Source organism: Kitasatospora sp. NPDC048296 (genome assembly GCF_043201815.1).
Classification (GTDB): domain Bacteria; phylum Actinomycetota; class Actinomycetes; order Streptomycetales; family Streptomycetaceae; genus Kitasatospora.
Genome location: NZ_JBICZB010000003.1, coordinates 1 through 14,310 on the forward strand (window position 1 = coordinate 1; position 14,310 = coordinate 14,310).

Genomic DNA, 14,310 nt, shown 5'->3' on the forward strand with positions numbered 1-14,310 from the left:
TCGACCGGACCAGCTACAAGGCCACCATCAGCATCGACATCCTGACGACACCAGACCCGTGACCGGAACCCGCAGGCTCTATCTACACGGCGTTGCGGCTAGCCCAGGACGGTGACCGTCACCACCCCGTCCGCGTCCGCCGTGACGGTGACCGCGTCGAGGGTCGCGGCGAGGGCGTCCGGGTGGTGGGCGGCGGCGCGGGGGCCGATGCCGATGACGCGCATGCCGGCCGCGCGGGCGGCGGCGATGCCGGCGCCGGAGTCCTCGAAGGCGAGGCAGTCGGCGGGGGCGTGGCCGAGGGCGGCGGCGCCCTTGAGGAAGCCCTCGGGGTCGGGCTTGCTGGCGCCGACCGACTCGGCGGTGACCAGGACGGGCGGCAGCGGCAGGTCGGCGGCGGCCATCCGGATCCGGGCGAGCGGCTCGTCGGCGGAGGTGACGAGGGCGTGCGGCAGGTCGGCCAGGGCGGCGAGGAAGGCGGGGGCGCCGGGGACCGGGACGACGCCCTCGACGTCGGCGCGCTCCTCGGCGAGCATCTGCGCGTTCTCGGCGAGGTTGGCCTCGACGGGGCGGTCCGGCAGCAGCACGGCCATGGTCGCGTGGCCCTGGCGGCCGTGGACGACGTGCATCACCTCGACGGGGTCGAGGCCGTGCCGCTCGGCCCAGCGGCCCCAGCAGCGCTCGACCACGGCGTCGGAGTTGACCAGGGTGCCGTCCATATCGAGGAGGAGGGCGCGGGCGGTCAGCCGGAGGGGGGTGGCGGGCATGGGGTGGCTCCTCGGGGAGAATGGCGGCGCGGCCAGGAAGGCGAGCTCTTTGTTTCCAAATGATACAAAAGCTCAGTGGAGCAGATGGGCGTTGACCGCCCGGGCCTCCTCGGCCAGCTCCGGCAGCTCCACCACCTCGACCCCGGCCGCCTCCAGCAGGGCCGTGCCCTGGCAGTCGGTGACGAACAGGTCCGGCTCGCGCCAGGCGACCACCACCCGCGCCGCGCCCGCCGCGATGAGCAGCCGGGCGCACGGCACCGGCCGCGAGGCGCGCTGCCCGCAGGGCTCCAGGCTGCTGTAGACGGTCGCCCCGCGCAGCCGGGCGTCGCCCGCCGGGAGCTTGCCCAGGGCTGCCTCCTCGGCGTGGTCGTGCGCGTGAGCCTCCCGGCTGAAGCCCTCCGCCAGCACCTCGCCGTCGGTGCCGACGATCACCGCGCCGACCGAGAAGGCCGTCTCGGAGGGCGGGCAGCGGCGGGAGAGCTCGATGGCCCGGCGCAGGTGGTCGAGGTCGGTGGTGGTGGGCTGGTTCACGGCGCGGGCTCCTTCGGGGCGTACCTCAACAGGACGACGTCGCCCACGGTACGTGCCTCCAGCAGGCGCATCCGCCGGGCCGGACCGCCCGGGAAGGCGGCCTGGCCGACGAACCGCGGCGCCCCGGCCTGGCCGACCAGCAGCGGGGCGACGGCCAGCTGGAGCTCGTCCGCCAGGCCCCGGGCCAGGAACTGGGTGTGCACCCCGCCGCCCCCCTCGACCATCAGCCGGCGCACCCCGCGCGCGCCCAGGTCGTCCAGCACCGCGCCGAGGTCCACCGCGCCGCCGAGCGCGACCACCTCGGCGAGTCCGTCGAGCCGGGGCCGCAGCACGGCGGCCCCGGCGTCGGTGGTGTAGGCGAGCTTGGCGCCGCCGGTGTGCCAGAATCGCAGGTCGGCATCGAGCGCCCCGCTCGCGCTGAGCGTCACCTTCAGCGGGTACTCCGGGTGCCCGGCGGCCACCCGGGCGGCCCGGCGCGTGGGGTCGTTGACCAGCAGGCGGGGGTTGTCGGCGCGCAGGGTGTTGCCGCCGACCAGGATCGCGTCGGCGGCCGCGCGCTCCTCGTCCACCCGGTCGAAGTCGGCGGCGTTGGAGAGCAGCAGTCGGTCGGGGGAGGCGTCGTCGAGGTGGCCGTCGAGTGACACGGCGGCGCTGAGCAGGACGAAGGGGCGCTGGCCGGGGCCGGGCATGGGCGGGGACCGTTCTGTCGGGGGCGACTCCACGGTACGGCGGCGGGGTGTGGCGTGGCCCTGGAGGGGCCGGAATGTGAGACGGTTCTTCTCGCAATCCGGGATGGGGCGTAGCGTCGGAGCCGTCGCGCGAACGGAAGACCTGCCGGAACACCGACCACGCCCGGGGGGACCCTCATGCCAGGACCGCAGTCCGCCACCGTCTACACCCACGGCCATCAGGAGGCCGTGCTGCGCTCGCACCGTTCCCGGACCGCCGCCGACTCGGCCGCCTACCTGCTGCCCGAACTGCGGCCCGGCCAGGCCCTGTTGGACGTCGGCTGCGGGCCCGGCACGATCACCGCCGACCTGGCCGAACTGGTCGGCCCGACCGGGCGGGTGGTGGCCGTGGACACCTCCGCCGAGGTGCTGGAGCAGGCCGCCGGGTACGTCGCCGAGCGCGGCCTGTCCAACGTGCTGTTCGAGCTCGCGGACGTGCACCGACTGCCGTACCGGGACGGCGAGTTCGACGTCGTGCACGCCCACCAGGTGCTGCAGCACCTGGGCGATCCAGTGGACGCGCTGCGCGAGATGCGCCGGGTGACGGCGCCCGGCGGGGTGGTCGCGGCCCGGGACGCCGACTACGCCTCGATGACCTGGTTCCCCGAGGCGCCCGCGCTGGACCGCTGGCTGGAGCTGTACCGCCGCACCGCCCGCGTCAACGGCGGCGAGCCGGACGCCGGGCGGCGGCTGCTCTCCTGGGCCCGCGCGGCCGGCTTCACCGAGGTGGCCGCGAGCACCAGCACCTGGACGTACGCGACGCCCGAGCGGCGCGACTGGTGGGGCGGGATGTGGGCGGACCGGGTGACCGGCACGGCGTTCGGCCGGACGGCGGTGGAGCGGGGCTTCGCGGACCGGGCCGAGCTGGAGCGGATCGCGGCCGGCTGGCGGGAGTGGAGCGCCGCCGAGGACGGGTGGTTCTCGATGATCCACGGCGAGGTCCTGGCCCGCGGCTGAGCGGAGGGTCCGGTCGGGCGGTTGGGGGGGGGGGGCGGTAACGGTCGAGCGGGTGTTCGGAAAGATCGGGTAAAGTCGCGCAACCGTTCACCTCGGGCCCGTCCGGGTCCGAGCCACGGTGTCGAACGCCGCAACGCCGAGCTGACGCCCGCCCCGGCGGGTTGGGGGAGTCCACGTGTCCAAGCCTGAGTCCGAGCTGCCCGCCGCCTCGGGGCCGGACCCGCGGGTGGGCTTCCGCAAGGATTCGGGCCGTGCGGACGCCGAGGTCGAGCCCGCTGCCGTCCGGCCTGCTGCCGTCGCGCCCGCTCCCGTGGAACCCCCGGCCGCCGAGCCGGCCCCGGAACCGGAGTCCGCGCCCGAGCCGGCCCCGGCCTCCGCGCCCGTCGACCCCTGGGCCCCGCCCGCCGACCACCCTCCGCAGGCCGCCCCGCCGGCCTTGCCGGCCCCGCCCCAGCCGCCGCCCCCGCCGCTGCCCGCCGGTGGCTGGGCCACGGCGCCGTCGGCGGCGCAGTCCGGCCTCCGGCCCGGTCAGCCGTACCCGTACCCGTACCCGTACCCGTACGGTTCCGCGTCCCCGTACCACCCGAAGCCGGAGCAGCGCACCAACGGCTTCGCGGTCGGCTCGCTGGCGACCGGACTGAGCCTGCTCGCGCCGGTGGCCCTGGTGTTCGGGATCATCGCGCTGACCCAGATCAACCGCCGCAAGGAGCGCGGCCGCGGCATGGCGGTGACCGGTCTGGTGCTCGGGGTGGCCGGCACGGTGCTGCTGGCGCTCCTGGCGGGCGCGGGGGACTTCAGCTCCGCGCGGGACGGCCGGTACGCCCAGAAGCCCCCGCCGGGCTCGGTCCGCTGGTCCGCGCTGAAGGCCGGGGACTGCTACAACTCCCCGAGCGGGAGCAGCACGACCGACGGGCCCGGCGACGAGACGGTGTACTGGGTGGGCCGGGTGCCCTGCTCGGACCCGCACCACGGCGAGGTGGCCGGTACCGCCAAGGTGCCCGAGAGCAAGGGCCCGTACCCGGGCGAGACCGCCATGCGCGAGCGGGCGGCCACGCTGTGCCGCACGGTGCTGGAGGAGTACGCGCTCGACCAGTGGGCGGTGCCGGACGGCATGGACGACGTCTACCTCTACCCGACCTCGGGCAACTGGGCGGCCGGCGAACGGTACGTCACCTGCGCTTTCGAGGACCGGGACGACCAGCATCTGGGGACGGTCCGCACCGACCGTGCCAACCTGACCGCCGCTCAGCTGGCCTACCTGGAGGCGGTCCGGGGCTTCAACAACACCTACACCGACGCGCCGAAGCAGGACGTCGGCGTCGCCGAGGCCGAGTACCGGTCCTGGGCCCGGCGGATGGCCGCCGCCTCCCGGGCCGAGGCCGCCGCCCTGCGCAAGCCGGCCACGGACTGGCCGGCCGACGTCCGGCCGACGGTCGAGAAGCTGGCCGAGGCGCAGACCCAGGCGGCCACCGCCTGGGACGCCGCGGCCGCCGGCGCCGACCTGTCGGGCGACCTGCCCCGGGCCCGGGCGCTGGTGGCCAAGACCGTGCCGATCAGCGTGGAGATCCGCCGCGCCCTGGGCCTGTCCACCGGTGAGCAGGTGCCCGACCTCCGGGTCTGAAACGCCCGGGCGAACACCCGGGCACATGGGTTACCCGCCGTTAACTCCGCCCGTACCTCCCGGTAGCGCGCCGCCCGTACGCTCGCTGCCATGTCCCCGGCCCGACCCCCACGCCGGCCGGGGACAGCCTCCCGTGTCGCCGGTACGCTCCCCTCATGGGCACCTTCCGGGTGATGCGGCAGGACGACAACGGCAACCGCTTCCTGGTCGCCAAGGGCCTGGACCGGGCCGAGGCGCAGCGGTTGGCGGCGGAGTTCGAGGCGCGTGGCCACAAGCAGCTGTACTGGGTCGAGTCCGAGGACGGGGACGCCGCGCCGTAGGGTCGGGGCCATGGAGCAGACCGGTGAGACCCCCAGCGAGCCGCGGATCGTCGTCGGCGGTGCGCTGATCCACGGCGGCCGGGTGCTCGCCGCCCGGCGCAGCGCGCCCGCGGCGGTGGCCGGGCGGTGGGAGTTCCCCGGCGGCAAGGCCGAGCCCGGGGAGACCGAGCCGCAGGCGCTGGAGCGGGAGCTGCTGGAGGAGCTGGGCGTACGGGCGCGGGCGCTGCGTCGGCTGCCCGGGGCGTGGACCGTCCGGCCGGGCCTGGAGCTGCGGTTCTGGGCGGCCGAGCTGCTGGACGGCGAGCCGCGCCCGCTGGAGGACCACGACGAGCTGCGCTGGCTCGGCCCGGCCGAGCTGGACGGCGTGGACTGGATCGAGCACGACCGCGAGGTGCTGCCGTACGTCGCCGAGGTGCTGGTGGCCGCGGGCGACGCGCAAGCCGCCAGATAGGTCAATCGGACAAGACGACCCGGCGGCCGGGATAGCCTGGGTTCTGCTGGGTATGTCGCGTTTCCGCACTATTCGTCACCATCGGTGAGCCGTCCCAGCCGGCGACGCCGATCCCGACCCAGAGCCGGAGGCCCCGTCGGTGTCGACAACCGGGAACGGCGGCGGGGGAGCGCGGCGGGCAGGCGCCGCGGGAGGCGCCGCCGCCCGCGCCCGACTGCGCCGCGCCGTCCGTCCGGCCGCCCCGCAGCCGCCGTCCGGCCGCCGTCGCGCCGGTGCCTCCGCGGCCCCGGAGGCGGCCCGGCCCGCCCGGCCCGTCCAGCTCGTCCAGCCCGCGCCGACCCCGGCCGTCCCCGAGCCCGGCACCCCGCCCGGCCCGCGCAGCCGCCCCGCGCGGCCCTTCCCCGGCGGGCCCGCAGACGCCGCGCGGGGCCTGGGCGCGCCGCCCGACGGCAGCCTGCTGGACATGCTCAAGGTCGCCAACGCGATCCTGGACACCGCGGGTCGGGTGGTGCTGTGGAGCCCGGCGGCCGAGGAACTGCTCGGCTGGCCGGGCGAGCTGCTGGTCGGCCGCCGGATCGACGAACTGATCCCGGACCAGGCGCAGGTCGCCCGGATCCGGGCCGCGATCCAGGACACCCTGCACCACGGCCGCTGGGCGGGCAGCGTCGAACTGCGCGACCGGGACGGCCTGCCGGTCACCGTGGACGCCCGGATCTCCCTCCTGATGGACGGCGACGGCACCCCGTTCCTGCAGGCCAACATGGCCGAGACGGCCGCCGTCCGGGCCGTCGAGCGAGACCTCGCGGTGCGCGACGCGCTGTTCGAGCAGTCCCCGCTGGGCATCGCCATCCTGGACACCGACCTGCGTTACACCGCCGTCAACCGGACCCTCGCCGAGCTGAACGGCGTCGCCCCGGAGGACCACGTCGGCCGCACCACCGGCGAGACCCTGCCCGAGCGGGCCGCCGACGAGATCACCACGATCCAGCGCCAGGTGCTGGCCACCGGCGAGCCGGTCATCGACGTCACCCTCGCCTCCCCGGTCACCACCCGGCCCGGCTACCGCTCGATCTCCTACAGCCGGATGACCGACCGCTCCGGCCGGGTGCTCGGCATCTCCGGCACCGTGATGGATGTGACGGAGCGTTATCGGGCGGTCGCCAAGGTCGAGCACGCCCGGCGCCGGCTCTCGCTGCTCAACGAGTTCGGCTCCCGGGTCGGTGACCTGCTCGACGCCTCTCGGATCGCCCAGGAGCTCGCCAGCTCCGTGGTCCCCCGGCTGACCGACCACTCGGCGGTGATCCTGCTCCAGGCCGTCGCGCACGGTGACGACCTGCCCCGGCACGGCCACGACCGGCGCACCTCGTTGCTCCAGCTCGGCACCGCCTCCGTCCAGGACGGCCCCGAGGTCGAGGTGATGCTCCGGCGCGGCGCCCGGATCACCTTCGCCGAGGACTCCGCCTGCGGCCGGGTGCTGCGCACCGGCGTGCCCGAGCTGCTCTCCGGCGCCGACCAGCTGGACGAGGTGACCTACCCCGGCGACCCCAAGACGCAGGCCGCGCACGACCTGGGCGTGCACTCGATGCTGGTCGTCCCGCTGCGCGCCCGAGGCATCGTGATCGGCCTGCTGCTGGTCAGCCGGGCCGGCTACCGCGAGGGATTCGACCGGGACGACCTGGCCTTCACCGTCGAACTGGCCGACCGGGCCGGCAGCTCGCTGGACAACGCCCGCCTCTACGCCCGCGAGCGCACCGCCGCGCTCACCCTGCAGCGCACCCTGCTCCCGCAGCAGGTCCCGCAGCCCACCGGCGTCGAGGTCGCCTACCGCTACGTGCCCGGCAGCAGCGGCACCGAGGTCGGCGGCGACTGGTTCGACGTCATCCCGCTGCCCGGCGACCGCACCGCGCTGGTGGTCGGCGACGTGATGGGCCACGGCCTGCGGGCCGCCGCCACCATGGGTCGGCTGCGCACTGCCGTCCGGGTGCTGGCCGCCCTCGACCTGCCGCCCGACGTGCTCCTGCGGCACGTCCACGAGCTGGCCGACGACCTGGCCCAGGGCCCGGACGAGGCGCTGCTGGCCACCTGCGTCTACGCGGTCTTCGACCCGGGCACGGCGATGCTGACCGTCGCCAAGGCCGGGCACATCCCGCCGGTGCTGGTGGTGCCGGGCGAGGAGACCACCGAGGAGCCGACCCACACCGGCGGCCCGCTGCCCGGCGGCGCCGGCCGGATCCTCGACCTGCCCTCCGGCGCCCCGCTCGGCGTGGGCGGTGTCCCGTTCGAATCCGTCGAACTGAAGATCCCCGAGGGCAGCCTGCTCGCGCTGTGCACCGACGGCCTGGTCGAGTCCCGGGACAAGGACCTGGACGTCGGCCTCGGCCGGCTGATCACCGTGCTCCAGGAGCCGCACGCCTCCATCCAGGCCGCCTGCGAGGCGGTGCTCGACACCATGGAGCAGGGCCGCGAACCGGACGACGTCGCCCTGCTGCTGGCCCGGCTCGGGCACGGCCAGGCCGGCACCCCGACGGCCGGCTGGACCCTGCCCGCCGAGCCCACCGCCGTCTCCCGGGCTCGCCGGCTGGTCCGCGCCGCGCTCGCCGAGTGGGGCGTCGAGGACCTCACCGACACCGCCGAACTGTTGGTCAGCGAGCTGGTCACGAACGCCGTCCGGTATGCCAGCGCCCCGATCGGGGTCCGGCTGACGCTCGGTGAGACACTGCTGGTCGAGATCTCCGATCCACTGCCCGACCCGCCCCGGGAGCGGCACGCGGCCGAGGCCGACGAGGGCGGCCGGGGCCTGGAGCTGGTCCACCGGCTGGCACTGCACTGGGGCGCCCGGGCCGAAGGGATCGGCAAGGTGGTCTGGTTCGAGCTGGACCTGCCGGGTAATGAGCTCGGCGAGTAGGACGCGAGTAGAACGCCAGGAGAGCGGTGCCGCATATGCCATCGGGAGCCCGGGGGGAGCGCGCGCTCCGGAAGGGGGCGCGGGCGTGGCATTGTGGTTGCGCGGGCGGTAGGACAAAAACCTTCGCCCGATCTGATGTTGTGATGTTGAGGGCGTGTGAACGTACCCCTCGATGATGAATACTCGGTCTTCTCGACATCCGGACGGTCGCGGGTTGGAGGGGTCGGTCCGTTGAACAGCACACCGGCGCGGAACGCGCCGAGCAGCAGCGGTCATGCCGCCGTACCCGGGCAGGCCGGCTCCGCGCACCTGCCCGGACCGGCGGCGCCGCCCGCCACCGGGCAGCGCCCCTGGGGCGCCGGCGACCCCGGCTCGATCTACGACTACATCCGGGTCGCCACTTTCGCGATCGGCCCCGACGGGCGGATCAGCCAGTGGAGCGAGCGCGCCGCCGAGTTCTTCGGCGTCCCCGCCGCCGAGGCCGTCGGCGCCGACCCGGTCTCCACCTTCGTGCCCCGCGAACTCTGGCAGCGCGGCCGCGCCCGGCTGGAGCGCACCCTGGCCGGCGAGGAGTGGGTCGGCACCACCCCCTACCGGGACGCCGCCGGCGGCGAGGGCCTCGCTGAGCTCTACCTGATGCCGGACAGCGCCCTGCCCACCGCGGGCGCCACCTGCCTGGCCGTCGACCTCGGCCGACTGCGCCGGATCGAGACCGACCTCGCCGCCTCCGAGGCCGTCTTCGGCCAGACGCCCACCGGCTTCGTGCTCTTCGACGACCGGCTGCGCCTCCAGCGGGTCAACGACGCCTTCGCCTCCGGCATGGGCCTGGTTCCCACCGACCTGGAGGGCCTCACCCCGCACGACCTCTTCCCGCCCTCCGAGGCCGACCGGCTCACCGCCGCCCTGCGCAAGGTCCTCGCCACCGGCGAACCCGTCTTCGACCTGCGCTTCCACAGCGCCGTCCCGACCCGCGAGGGCAACCGGCTCTGGGCCGTCTCGCTGTACCGGCTGAACGGCTCGGCCGGGCAGCCGATGGGCGTGGCCGGGCAGGTCTCCGACGTCACCAGCCGGCACGTCGCCGAGCGCGAGGCCGACGGCGTGCGCCGCAACCTCGCCCTGCTCAACGAGGCCAGCGCGCACATCGGCTCCACCCTCGACCTGGAGACCACCGCCAAGGAACTCCTGGACGTCGTCGTCCCGCCGTTCTGCGACCTCGCCACCGTCGACCTGTACACCGCGCTGCTCTCCGGCGAGACCGTCCCCAGCGCCGGCCGGCCCGGCGACACCGTGCTCACCGACGGCAGCGGCGAACTGCGCCGGGTCGCCGTCTCCAGCGTGCTCGGCGGCGCCTCCTCGGTGCTCGGCTCGGTCACCGGCCTGCCGATCGCCGAGGCCGGCGGCACCCTCTGTTACCCGCGCCGCTCCCCGTACGCCCGGGCACTGCGCACCGGCCGCAGCGTCGTCCCCGAGCCCGGCCGCGACCCGCTGCTGCGCTCCACCCTGATCGTCCCGCTGGTCGCCCGCGACCAGGTGCTCGGGCTGGTCCAGCTCTCCCGGGCGATCGGCAGCGAGCCCTTCGACGCCCGCGACGTGGCCATCGCCGAGGAACTCGTCGCCCGTGCCGCCGTCTGCATCGACAACGCCCGGCTCTACCGCCGCGAGCACGAACGCGCGCTGATCCTCCAGCGCAGCCTGCTGCCCCCGGGCAACCCGGCCGCCAGCGGCCTGGAGATCGCCTGCCGCTACCTGCCCAGCAACAACAACACCGAGGTCGGCGGCGACTGGTTCGACGTCATCCCGCTGCCCGGCAACCGCACGGCCCTGGTCATCGGCGACGTGATGGGCCGCGGCCTGCGCGCCGCCGTCGCCATGGGGCAGCTGCGCACCGCCGTGCGGACCCTGGCGATGCTCGACCTGGAGCCCGGCGAGGTGCTCACCGCGCTGGACGAGATCGCCCGCGGCCTCGGCGACGACTCCGTCCCGGCCGGCCCGCCCACCCCGTACGGCCGGCTCACCTCGACCGCCGACGAGGAGGCCCGCGAGGTCTACCTGGCGACCTGCGTCTACGCGGTCTACGACGCCGTCACCCGGCGCTGCTGGATCGCCAACGCCGGCCACCTGCCGCCCGTGCTGCTCACCCCCGGCGAGGGTGCCCGGATGCTCGACGTGCCGCCCGGCCTGCCGCTCGGCGTCGGCGGCGAGCCCTTCGAGGAGGTCGAGGTGGACCTCCCGGACGGCGCCGTGCTCGGCCTCTACACCGACGGCCTGGTGGAGAGCCGCAAGCACCAGCTGGACGAGGGCCTGCGCGCCTTCCGGGCCGCCCTCTCCGCCGAGGGCAAGGCCCTGGAGGACCTCTGCGACCACGTCCTCGGCGAGCTCAACCCGCACCACGGCGAGGACGACATCGCGCTGCTGATGGCCAAGGTGCACGCCTTCCCCGAGGACGCCGTCGGCAACTGGTTCCTGCCCCCCGAGCCCACCTCGGTCGCCAAGGCCCGTGAGCTGGCCTGCAGCTGGCTGCTCTCCCGGGGCCTGGAGGAACTGGTCGACACCACCGAACTGCTGGTCAGCGAGCTGGTCACGAACGCGCTCAAGCACGGGCGGGGCGAGATCCGGCTGCGGCTGCTGCGCGAGCGCACCATGGTCTGCGAGGTCTGGGACGACGGCTACGCCCAGCCCCGGCAGCGGCGCGCCCAGGAGACCGACGAGGGCGGGCGAGGTCTGCAGCTGGTCAGTCTGCTGGCCGAACGCTGGGGCAGCCGGCGCACGCCCAAGGGCAAGATCGTCTGGTTCGAGCTGGCGCTGTAGCGGTGGCGAGGCCGTAAGGCTGGGCCGTACGGGTGCAGTCGCCCGGCTGCCCGCCGTGTCGGTGCGGGCCGGGCCGTCCGGGCGGCGTTGCATGGCCGCCATGCGCGTCCGCCAGCTCACCGCCGCAGCCATCGCCCTGTTGCTCGCCGCCGGCCTCGGCGGCTGCTCCGACGACCCGGCCCCGGCCCACACCGCCGAGCCCGCACCGGCCTCGGCCGACCCCACCGCCACCACCGGGGACGTCCGGCCCGCCAACCGCAACGACGTCGAGAACGGCGGCACGCTGCGCTGGGCGATGGACGGTTTGCCGGCCACGCTGAACGTCTACCAGAGCGACGCGAACGCCGACTCGGCGCTGCTCGCCCACGCGCTGTACCCCTCGCTGTTCCGGCCCGACGAGCACGGGCGGCTCGTCCCCGACCCGGACTACCTGGCCGGCGCCGAGTCCACCCCGCCCGGGCAGCAGCCGCAGGTGGTCACCTACCGGTTCAACCCGCACGCCGTCTGGAGCGACGGCACCCATCTGTCGGCCGCCGACCTCACCGCCCAGCAGGCCGCCCTGGCCGGGCTGGACCCGGCCTACCGGAGCGCACACCCGGCCGGGTACGACGCCATCGAGTCGATCACCGAGGGCGCCGGCCCGTACGAGGTCAAGGTGACCTTCCGGCGGCCGTACGCCGAGTGGCGCGCGCTGTTCGGACCGCTCTACCCGGCCGCCGAGACCTCCACGGCGGCGGCCTTCAACCGGGCGCTCACCGGCGGCGGCCACCTGACCGCCGGGCCGTACACCTTCTCCCGGTACGACGCGAAGGACAGACGGATCACCATGGTGAGCAACCAGCTCTGGTGGGGGGACCTGCCGAAGACCGACCGGATCGACTTCGTGGTCACGCCGCCCGAGCAGCGGTTGGACGCGTTGGACCAGGACCTGCTGGACGTCGCCCCGCTGACCGTGGCGGTGGACCGGGCGGTGCCGGTCGCTCCCACGGCAAGCCCCTCGGCGGGCACCGGTCCGGCCGCCCCGCCCGCCCCGCCCGCCGCCGCGGACGCCGGGGCGCCCGAGGCGGCGGCGCAGGCGCTGCGGCGGGCCGAGTCGCTGCCAGGGATCACCGTGCACCGGGCCGCCGCCGCCTCGCTCACCGAACTCACCGTCAACGCCGCCCGCGGCCCGCTCAGCGATTCGACGGTCCGGCGGGCGCTGGCCCGGGCGGTCGACCGGCGGCGGATCGCCGAGGCCGCGCTCGGCCCGCTCGGGCTGCCCGGCGCCCCGCTCGGCAGCCACCTGCTCACGGGGGACCAGGAGGGCTACCGCGACAACAGCGCCGCGGTCGGCCCGGCGGAGGCCGGTGAGCTGCTGGACGAGGCGGGCTGGAAGCGGCCGAACGGCGGCACCCGGGTCAAGGACGGCAAGGAGCTCGCCCTCACCCTGCTCGTCCCGGCCGGCTCGGCGACCGCCAAGCGCACCGCCGACGCGCTCACCGCCTCCCTCGCCGAGTCCGGCATCGCGGTGAAGACGCAGGCCGCGCCCGCCGAGACCTTCGTCAAGGACCACCTCGCGGCCGGGGACTACGACCTCGCCCTGTTCTCCTGGCCGGCCGGCCCCAGCCCGGCGGGCGAGCAGCGCGCCGCCTACGCCAAGCCCCGGCCGGACGCCAGCGGCACTCCCGAGCCGGGCACCAACTACGGCCGCAGCGGCACCGAGGAGATCGACCGGCTGTTCGACCGGGCGGCCGCCGAACTCGACCCGGCGGCCCGGCTGGACCTGCTGCAGGAGGCGGACGTGCGGATCTGGCAGTTCGGGCACTCGGTGCCGCTCTACCAGCGGCCTGAGCTGGTGGGTGTGCGGACCGGAGTGGCCGGGGTCGGCGCCTGGGGCTTCGGGTGGCCCCGGTTCCAGGACGTCGGCTGGAGCCGCTAGAGCTCGGCGGGCTGCGGCTCCAGCAGGCGCTCGACGTCGGCGATCCGGGCCAGCTCGGGGCACTCTTCACGGGCCCGGGCGAGCGCCTCGCGGGCCTCCTCGGGGCGTCCGGCCGCGATGAGGGCGGCGGCGAGGGAGCAGCAGGCCTGGGCCCGCCGGAAGGGGGAGTCGACCGCGGTGGAGAGGCGGCGGGCCACCCGGATGGCGGTGTGGGGGTCGTTCCGGAACCGGGCGAGGTCGGCCGTCGGCAGGAAGTCGGGGAAGCGCGCGGGGTCGTGGATGCCCCACCGGGCGAGGAACGGGTCCAGTCGGGCCGCGGCCAGCTCGGGCGAGATCTCACCGGCGTCGGTGTGGCCGATGAACGACATGCCGATGATGTAGCACACCGGATGAGGCGCGCCGCCGAGCTCCAGGTCTTCGAGGGCGAGCCGCTGGGCCTCCGCGTAGCGCCCCTCGGCCAGTGCGATCCCGGCCGGGGTGAGGAGCGCGGGCCGACCCTCGTCCATCGCTCGGTGTGCCTCGGAGATCCGGCCGCGGTTGAGGAGCCGCTCGGCCTCGACGGCGCTGGACGACCAGAGGTCGACCTTCGCGGACCCCGGGCGGAAGGGCATGACGAACACGACCCACAGCGAGTCGACCGGATCCGACGCGGTGCGCACCGCCTGCATGACGAAGGTGACCAGCAGGCCGAAGCCGATACCCCGGGGCAGCCCGGTGCAGGAGGTGGCCAGCCAGGCGCCGAGCCCCGCGTGGAGGCCGAACAGCGCGACAGCGGCGAGCCAGAGCCGCAGCCGCGGCGCGCGGACCGGCCGCAGCCCCCAGGGGAACACGAAGCCGCTGGTCGGCCGGAGGCCCAGTTCGACGGGCACCCCGGCGATCGAGCCGCTCCACAGCTTCCGCCCCCGGCCGTACCTGGCGCAGTACAGCTGCCCGCCGCAGAGCCGGTGGGTGAGCAGGAACCAGAGGTCGGAGAGCGGTTCCTGGCCGACCAGGAAGCCGATCGCGCAACCGGTCGCGGTCGAGGCCGGGAGCCCCCGGAGGACGGCCACGAGGAGGGCGGCGGCGCCGGCGGCGCGGAACAGCCGGGACAGCGAGGGGCGGAGGCGTTGGATCACGAACGGAAGAGTGTCGGAGCCTGGCCGCCGGGTGAAGAGTGCGTGACCCAGCTGTGATCTTGGTCCCGCCCGACCTGCTCGTTTCCGCCCACCTGGGTGCTTCCCCGTACGATAGGAGGAAGCCGAGGCATGTCCATATGCCCGGCGGGTGGACCGGTAGTAGCAGGCGGAACGGGTGGCAGCGGCCGACAG

The 14,310-nt window shown here is 75.3% G+C and carries 9 protein-coding genes and 1 pseudogene; 7 read left to right on the top strand and 3 right to left on the bottom strand.

The window, feature by feature from the left end; genetic code table 11:
* Positions 1–98 precede the first annotated feature (98 nt).
* On the bottom strand, positions 99–764 hold the full coding sequence (locus ACGF12_RS03030) for an HAD-IA family hydrolase (RefSeq protein WP_393024667.1): 666 nt from the start codon (positions 762–764) through the stop codon (positions 99–101).
* Between the two features lie 72 nt (positions 765–836).
* Positions 837–1,984, bottom strand: a pseudogene (locus ACGF12_RS03035) (dihydrofolate reductase family protein).
* A gap of 177 nt (positions 1,985–2,161) precedes the next feature.
* Here ACGF12_RS03035 and ACGF12_RS03040 point away from each other — a divergent pair.
* The 7 genes from ACGF12_RS03040 to ACGF12_RS03070 all read left to right on the top strand — a co-directional run bounded on the left by ACGF12_RS03040 (position 2,162) and on the right by ACGF12_RS03070 (position 13,003).
* On the top strand, positions 2,162–2,980 hold the full coding sequence (locus ACGF12_RS03040) for a methyltransferase domain-containing protein (RefSeq protein ID WP_393024670.1): 819 nt from the start codon (positions 2,162–2,164) through the stop codon (positions 2,978–2,980).
* A gap of 175 nt (positions 2,981–3,155) precedes the next feature.
* On the top strand, positions 3,156–4,601 hold the full coding sequence (locus ACGF12_RS03045; RefSeq protein ID WP_393024672.1) for a DUF4190 domain-containing protein: 1,446 nt from the start codon (positions 3,156–3,158) through the stop codon (positions 4,599–4,601).
* A 155-nt stretch (positions 4,602–4,756) separates the two neighbouring features.
* On the top strand, positions 4,757–4,921 hold the full coding sequence (locus tag ACGF12_RS03050; protein ID WP_387623676.1) for a hypothetical protein: 165 nt from the start codon (positions 4,757–4,759) through the stop codon (positions 4,919–4,921).
* A 10-nt stretch (positions 4,922–4,931) separates the two neighbouring features.
* Positions 4,932–5,372: an NUDIX domain-containing protein gene (locus ACGF12_RS03055; protein ID WP_393024676.1), complete on the top strand. Its 441-nt coding sequence runs from the start codon at positions 4,932–4,934 to the stop codon at positions 5,370–5,372.
* A gap of 139 nt (positions 5,373–5,511) precedes the next feature.
* Complete coding sequence (locus ACGF12_RS03060; protein WP_393024679.1) at positions 5,512–8,277, top strand: SpoIIE family protein phosphatase; 2,766 nt, start codon at positions 5,512–5,514, stop codon at positions 8,275–8,277.
* Positions 8,278–8,508: 231 nt separating this feature from the next.
* Positions 8,509–11,085, top strand: a complete 2,577-nt coding sequence (locus ACGF12_RS03065) for a SpoIIE family protein phosphatase (protein WP_393024682.1) — start codon at positions 8,509–8,511, stop codon at positions 11,083–11,085.
* A gap of 100 nt (positions 11,086–11,185) precedes the next feature.
* Positions 11,186–13,003, top strand: a complete 1,818-nt coding sequence (locus ACGF12_RS03070; RefSeq protein ID WP_393024685.1) for an ABC transporter family substrate-binding protein — start codon at positions 11,186–11,188, stop codon at positions 13,001–13,003.
* Here ACGF12_RS03070 and ACGF12_RS03075 read toward each other — a convergent pair.
* The gene (locus ACGF12_RS03075; protein ID WP_393024688.1) at positions 13,000–14,118 is read right to left on the bottom strand and encodes a tetratricopeptide repeat protein; all 1,119 of its coding nucleotides are present in this window, start codon (positions 14,116–14,118) and stop codon (positions 13,000–13,002) included. The genes ACGF12_RS03070 and ACGF12_RS03075 overlap by 4 nt on opposite strands.
* Positions 14,119–14,310: the final 192 nt, after the last annotated feature.